This window comes from Muriicola sp. (genome assembly GCF_049669965.1).
GTDB lineage: Bacteria > Bacteroidota > Bacteroidia > Flavobacteriales > Flavobacteriaceae > Muriicola.
Genome location: NZ_JBATLB010000089.1, coordinates 1 through 6,923, shown reverse-complemented (window position 1 = coordinate 6,923; position 6,923 = coordinate 1). Strand labels below are relative to the sequence as shown.

General features: G+C 42.5%; 6 protein-coding genes. 5 read left to right on the top strand and 1 reads right to left on the bottom strand.

Annotation, left to right across the window (positions count from 1 at the left end):
- From WBM49_RS05050 to ppgK, 5 genes are all read left to right on the top strand, one after another.
- Positions 1–1,413 (top strand): aryl-sulfate sulfotransferase (locus WBM49_RS05050; RefSeq protein WP_424370974.1); only part of this gene is annotated, 1,413 nt, incomplete at its 5' end.
- Positions 1,414–1,442: 29 nt separating this feature from the next.
- On the top strand, positions 1,443–2,123 hold the full coding sequence (locus WBM49_RS05045; protein ID WP_424370973.1) for a sulfotransferase family protein: 681 nt from the start codon (positions 1,443–1,445) through the stop codon (positions 2,121–2,123).
- A gap of 74 nt (positions 2,124–2,197) precedes the next feature.
- Positions 2,198–3,376 carry an MFS transporter gene (locus tag WBM49_RS05040; RefSeq protein ID WP_424370972.1) on the top strand — a complete coding sequence of 393 codons (1,179 nt, stop codon included), beginning with the start codon at positions 2,198–2,200 and terminating at the stop codon, positions 3,374–3,376.
- 17 nt (positions 3,377–3,393) lie between these two features.
- Positions 3,394–4,206: an NUDIX hydrolase gene (locus tag WBM49_RS05035; protein WP_424370971.1), complete on the top strand. Its 813-nt coding sequence runs from the start codon at positions 3,394–3,396 to the stop codon at positions 4,204–4,206.
- Positions 4,207–4,293: 87 nt separating this feature from the next.
- Positions 4,294–5,043 carry a polyphosphate--glucose phosphotransferase gene (ppgK, locus tag WBM49_RS05030; RefSeq protein ID WP_424370970.1) on the top strand — a complete coding sequence of 250 codons (750 nt, stop codon included), beginning with the start codon at positions 4,294–4,296 and terminating at the stop codon, positions 5,041–5,043.
- A 39-nt stretch (positions 5,044–5,082) separates the two neighbouring features.
- Here ppgK and typA read toward each other — a convergent pair whose 3' ends face one another.
- Positions 5,083–6,882 (bottom strand): translational GTPase TypA, encoded by a 1,800-nt coding sequence (gene typA / locus WBM49_RS05025; RefSeq protein ID WP_424370975.1) that lies wholly within the window; start codon positions 6,880–6,882, stop codon positions 5,083–5,085.
- Between the last annotated feature and the right edge of the window lie 41 nt (positions 6,883–6,923).

Genomic DNA, 6,923 nt, shown 5'->3' with positions numbered 1-6,923 from the left:
GTCCATACCTGGTCCTCAGATTTAAATTCCATGAATTCCTATCTTCAACCCAATGGTCATCTGATCAGGATGGAGCGCGATGAAAATTTCCCAACCTTTGCCGCCGGGGGTCAATCTGGCCGGATGCGGGAGTATGATTGGGACGGAAATCTCGTCTGGGATTTTAAGTACTACAATGAAAAAGAATTGACCCATCACGATATTGAGATCTTGCCAAATGGCAATATTCTGGCTATTTCTTACGACGCCCTTACTCCGGAAGAGGCCCTCCAAGCAGGCATGGATCCACAACACATTCCCAAGGCAGGTGTCTGGATAGATAAGATCATTGAGATTCAACCCCTTAAACCAAATGATGGTAAGGTAGTTTGGGAATGGCGCATGCGCGATCATCTGATCCAGGACCTGGATAAAACAAAGGATAATTTTGGAGTAATTTCTGAACACCCGAGAAAGATCAATATCAATGTGGAAAGTGCAGAGGCTGGCCCGCCAATGAGCGAAGAACAAGTTGCGCATATGAAAAAAATGGGTTTTTTAACTTCCAATGCCACTGTGGATAATCAGGGGTCAGACATCACTCATACCAATGCCGTTTCTTATAATCCCGACTTAGATCAAATCGTAATAAGCGTTCCGGGATATGGCGAAATTTTTGTAATAGATCACACCACCACCACCCAGGAAGCCAAAGGAAGTACCGGCGGGAAATACGGACATGGGGGTGACCTTTTATACAGATGGGGCAATCCAATGAATTATGGGAAAGGCACTAAAGAAGACCAGGCCCTGCATGGGCAACACGATATAAAATGGATCCCCAAAGGATACCCAGGTGAAGGAAACCTTATGGTATACAACAACGACATTCCGCATCCAGACAATAAGTTTCCCTCCATGTGGGCAGCATTAGGCGGAAATAATACACCTCAAATGGACGTGAAGATTGGCGATGTTGGGAATTATTCGGCCGTGGAAGAATGGGCCATCCCTACTGATGAAAATGGGAATTATACCCTGGGGGACAATGGTACTTTTGGTCCGAATGAACCCGACTGGTCTTATACTGCTCCTGATAAATATTCGTTATATTCTGCCTTTATCTCCGGAGCTCATCGTCTTAAAAACGGACATACCCTTATTACACAGGGGATGCATGGACGCTTTATTGAGATTGACGAAAACAACGAAATTGTTTGGGAATATTGGAATCCTTATAAATACGATTACGCCTTGCCAGATGGTTCAACCTCTCAACCTATTGGGCCATTCATCTATGGAGTTTTCCGAAGCACCTTATACCCAAAAGACTATCCGGGCCTTGCCGGTAAGGACCTAAAACCTCTGACACCGCAGCCAGAACCATTCATCTTTAAGATGCCTCCCCCACCTGCCTCAGAACCTACTGAATAACACTAACACCAACTATAAAAACAACAAATATGTCTATTAAAGTAATTGGAGCTGGATTCCCGCGAACGGGAACAACCACCTTAAAACAATCATTAGAGACCTTAGGATTTAATCATGTTTATCATATGAAAGAACTCCTTGTGAACCCTCATAACTTGCATTATTGGAAAACCTTGTCTGAAACCGGCGATACAGATTGGGATAGCTTGTATAAGGGCTATGATGCCACAGTAGATTTTCCCGGATATCCTTGGTATAAAGAACATATGAAACGCTACCCCGATGCCAAAGTGATACTAACGGTTCGCGATTTTGAAGCCTGGTATAAAAGTGTAGATAGTACTGTTTTCCGGGCTGGACCGCAAACCCCGGGAGAAAAGATAAAAATGATGGGCAAACTGCTGTTCAGCAGCAGAGCAAGGAATGTAGTAAAATGTATCAAGTTCTTTAAAAAGACATTCTTTGCAGGCGAATTAGATGGAAAATTTGAGGATAAGGCCCATGCTAAAAAGGTTTGGGAAGAACATCTGGCATCGGTACAACGCCATGTCCCAAAGGAAAAACTACTGGTCTATGATGTAAGGGATGGTTGGGGGCCACTTTGTAAATTCCTTGGAGTGGAGGAACCGGGAGAACCCCTGCCGCATTTAAACAAAAAAGAGAATTTTAAAGAAATGCTGCCAAAACTCATGAAAGGTCAGATGGTCTAAGTACCTGAGTGTTTTCTTTTAAACCAATCCCTGGTAGTTTAGCAGCTTCAAGGCTTAAATTTCTACACCAACCTATGAATACTGAAACCTGGCAAGTTAAGGCAACCCTATTATTGGTTAGTAGCCTTACCATCATGTCCATGATCACTATTTCGGCCTCGTTGCCTGATATGACGAGGACTTTTGAACTACAACCCAATGGTGCCGCGCTGGTTAAGTTAAGTCTCTCTTTTCCAGGACTTTTTATTGCCCTGAGTGCTATTCTTGCCGGTATCATTATTGATAAAATAGGCAGGTTAAAACTACTGGGCGCGGCTCTTATATTTTACGCTATAGGGGGTACCTCCGGTTATTATATAGAAAATATTTACCTGATCCTTGCCGGAAGAGCCTTACTGGGTATTTGTGTTGGGATCACCATGACCATTGTTACCACTCTGGTAGCCGATTATTACCAGGGAAAGGCACGTCAGAAGTTTGCAGGATTACAGATCGCTATTATGTCTATTGGTGGCATTATCTTTATTAGTCTGGGGGGAATCCTGGCCGATATTGGATGGCGAGTTCCATTTCTTCTCTACCTCTTTTCTCTCCTTATATTACCGGCAACCTACTTTTTTCTAAAGGAACCAGCAGCAGCCGTCAATGTCCAAAAAACCGTGGTACAGGTGAAATCACCCGCAATTATCTGGTTGGTTTTTGGCAATGTAATGCTCATTTGGATCATCTTTTTTATTATCCCGGTTCAGATCCCGTTTTACTTAAAATCTATTGGGGTTGAAAAAAATTCAATGATTGGCCTTGCGGTGGCATCGGCAACCTTTTTTTCTGCCATTTCATCCTTTTCCTTCAGTCGCATAAAAGATATGTTCAGCTTTAGGCAGATCTTTGGCATCGGCTATCTTTTACTGGCGTTCGCCTTCCTCGCATTTGCGTATGGCGATTCGTATACCATGGTACTTTTAGGGATGTTATTGGGGGGTCTGGGAATGGGACTTATGATCCCAAATGCCAATGTATGGGTAATGCAATTAGCCCCTCTTGAAATACGTGGGAGAGAAATAGGAAGACTTACCACCTTCTGGTTTATGGGACAATTCCTGTCCCCTATTGTATTACTGCCCTTTTTGGATTATTTTACGTTGTCCCAATTATTTTATGGCCTGGGAATCGTCTTATTTGGAATGGGATTTTTGTTCTTCCTTTGGTACTGGTCCCAACCAGTTTTAAGATCTGTTAAAGATTCATCCTAACCTCATAGTATTATCCGGTGATTCGAAAAAAAAAGCTTTCACAACCCGATAAAAAAACACATCCGCTCATTGGCGTCCTGCTATTTTTAATTTCAGTGATTCTCCTGCTGATTACAGGTCCTATGGGACTTATTTACGGATTCTTTTATACCTTGTTTAAAGGAGGGCTAAAAGGCCTGGGAGAGTATTTGTTAAAGATCGCGGTTTCCATAGACCAATTAGGGAATGTACTTATGCAGCATTTGCTTAATCTGTTATGGATACGAAAAGGAGGATATCCCTTTGGAAACAGAGATGAAACAATTTCCAGTGCGCTGGGAAGAAATAAAAAGCTGGGGATGCTTACCTTTTTTGGAAAAGGTATTGATGGTTTCCTGGATCTGATTGATCCTAATCATTCTTTAAATTCCATTGATTACTATGTGGAGCCCTCTGAAAATACTATTGACAAGCTCGCCTGGATCTTACTTCGTGAAAAGAAAATTCTGTGCGTGCGCAGCAAAGGCAAATCCCTTTTTTATCTTCCGGGTGGCAAAAGGGATAAGGGTGAATCCGATCTTAAAGCCCTCAGCAGGGAAATAAAAGAAGAATTACAGGTTATTCTGGAACCCCACAGTTTTCAATTTATAAGAGTTTTTGAAGCACAGGCAGATAGTAAACCTCCGGGGGTATTGGTTCGTATGACATGCTATGAAGCTACTTATCAGGGAGTACTACAAATAGATTCGGAGATCGAGGAAATGGCCTGGCTAGGCTATTACGACAGGGAAAAGGTGTCTGAAGTATGCCGGGTCATCTTTGACCATTTAAAATCGGAAGACCGGATGTGAATAGAAACGCATGGTCTCTGCTTCCAGTTTTTTGTTACTTTTACGCCCTACAAACCAGGCAGAATACGCCACCATTTATGAAACAATATGACAGTACTGGGAATTGACATTGGAGGATCGGGTATGAAAGGGGCCCTTGTAAATTCTATCACAGGGGAAATGCTGACAGAACGTTTCCGAATCCCCACACCACTTTCCCGAAAGCCAAAACCCATGGCTAAGGTCGTAAAACAGATTGTGGATCATTTTGATTATAAAGGTCCGGTTGGATGTGGTTTTCCAACCACCGTGCGGCATGGAATATGTAAATCCAGGGGCAACCTCCATAAGAAATGGGTCAATGTCAATGTTAAAGAATTATTCAGCGAAGCTACGGGATTACCTGTTACCATTATAAATGATGCGGATGCAGCCGGTTTTGCTACCATGAATTACGGGATTGGGAAAGGACGAAAAGGATTTGTGGTAATGATCACCATTGGCACCGGTTTAGGCAGTGGCGCATTTTGGAATGGGGAACTAATCCCTAATTTCGAGCTGGGTCATATTCCTTATAAAGAATACACCAAAATAGAGGATTGGGCAGCCGCTTCTGCCAAGGAAAGAGAAAACATCTCCTATGAAGAATGGGGAAAACGCTTTAATACTTTTTTAGAGTATGTTGATCTGATCATTGCTCCAGACCTCATCATTTTAGGCGGTGGTACTTCCAAGGATTTTGATCAATACAAGGAGTATATCACCCTTGATACCCCTGTGATACCAGCCGGACTTCAGAATCATGCCGGGATCATCGGTGCAGCAGCAGCAGCTATGCATCCGGCTACAATGGACTAAGTAATAGAAATAAAAAAGCGCCTTTTGAGGCGCTTTTTTTTATGCTAATTTGTTGCGTTTCCTGTCTACCTCTGTAAGGTAGATCTTGCGTAAACGAATATGTTTTGGGGTTACCTCCACATATTCATCTTTTTGAATATATTCAAGAGCTTCTTCCAAAGAAAATTTTATCGCAGGAACAATTTTAGCCTTATCATCTGCCCCGGAGGAACGAACGTTAGACAGTTTTTTAGTTTTGGTGACGTTAATGGTCATATCATCTCCTCTGGAGTTCTCTCCAATAACCTGCCCTTCGTAGATATCTTCTCCCGGATCAACAAAGAAGCGGCCTCTTTCCTGTAACTTATCAATGGAGTAAGGGATAGCTTTTCCCAGTTCCATAGAAACCAAAGAACCATTCTGACGTTGGGGAATATCACCCTTCATAGGTTGGTATTCCAAAAACCTGTGGGTCATGATCGCCTCCCCGGCAGTTGCGGTCAATAATTGATTTCGCAAACCGATGATACCTCTGGAAGGGATCAGGAATTCGCAAACCATACGTTCTCCTTTAGACTCCATACTGATCATTTCTCCCTTGCGAATAGAGACCATTTCCACGGCCCTTCCTGAAACACTTTCGGGAAGGTCTATTGTTAATTGCTCTATTGGCTCACATTTTACACCATCAAATTCACGTATAATTACCTGTGGCTGACCTATCTGCACTTCGTACCCTTCTCTCCGCATGGTTTCAATCAATACGGACAAATGAAGTACTCCACGGCCAAAGACCATAAATTTATCGGCACTATCTGTCTCTTCTAATCTAAGCGCAAGGTTCTTTTCCAATTCTTTTTCCAGGCGTTCTTTAATATGTCTGGAAGTAACATACTTTCCATCTTTCCCAAAGAAAGGACTGTCATTGATGGTAAATAACATACTCATCGTAGGTTCGTCAATGGCAATGGTCTTTAATCCTTGTGGATCTTCACTATCGGCAACAGTATCGCCAATGTCAAAGCCTTCCAGCCCAACCAGAGCGCAGATATCACCCGTAATCACTTCACTTACTTTTATTCTTCCGAGTCCTTCAAACGTGTACAGTTCTTTGATCTTGGATTTAACCTTGCTGCCATCTCTTTTGACCAGCACAATAGCCTGGCCTTCTTTTAAGGTTCCCCTTTGCAGACGTCCAATAGCGATCCTTCCAGTAAATGAAGAATAATCTAGTGAGGTGATCAGCATTTGGGTATTTCCCGGTTCCACTTTAAAAGTAGGAATATGCTCCAGGACCATTTCCAACAAGGGTTCTATAGAGGTCGTTTCTTTCTTCCAGTCATCGCTCATCCAGTTGTGTTTGGCAGAACCATAGACCACAGGAAAATCGAGTTGCCATTCTTCGGCGCCCAACTCATACATCAGGTCAAATACTTTTTCGTGTACTTCTTCCGGAGTACAATTCTCTTTATCAACCTTATTGATTACCACACATGGTTTTAAACCAAGGTTTAATGCTTTTTGCAATACAAAACGTGTTTGAGGCATAGGGCCTTCAAAAGCATCTACAAGTAACAATACTCCATCTGCCATGTTTAAAACACTTTCCACTTCACCTCCAAAATCGGCGTGACCGGGTGTATCAATAATATTGATCTTGGTCCCTTTGTAGGTTACGGATACATTCTTAGAAACAATAGTGATCCCTCTTTCTCTTTCAAGATCATTGTTATCAAGAATAAGATCGCCGGTTTTTTCGTTCTCTCGAAACAACTGACAATAATGAAGAATCTTATCAACCAGGGTGGTTTTACCGTGGTCAACGTGGGCAATGATGGCAATGTTCTTTGTAGCAGACATCTCTTTGTTTTGAGCCGGCAAAGATACTGCTATTTTTGGCA

Excerpts from the sequence above, each read along its gene's own strand:
- ppgK (WP_424370970.1), top strand. The coding sequence starts at position 4,294 with ATGACAGTACTGGGAATTGACATTGGAGGATCGGGTATGAAAGGGGCC.
- WBM49_RS05040 (WP_424370972.1), top strand. The coding sequence starts at position 2,198 with ATGAATACTGAAACCTGGCAAGTTAAGGCAACCCTATTATTGGTTAGT.
- typA (WP_424370975.1), bottom strand. The coding sequence starts at position 6,882 with ATGTCTGCTACAAAGAACATTGCCATCATTGCCCACGTTGACCACGGT.
- WBM49_RS05045 (WP_424370973.1), top strand. The coding sequence starts at position 1,443 with ATGTCTATTAAAGTAATTGGAGCTGGATTCCCGCGAACGGGAACAACC.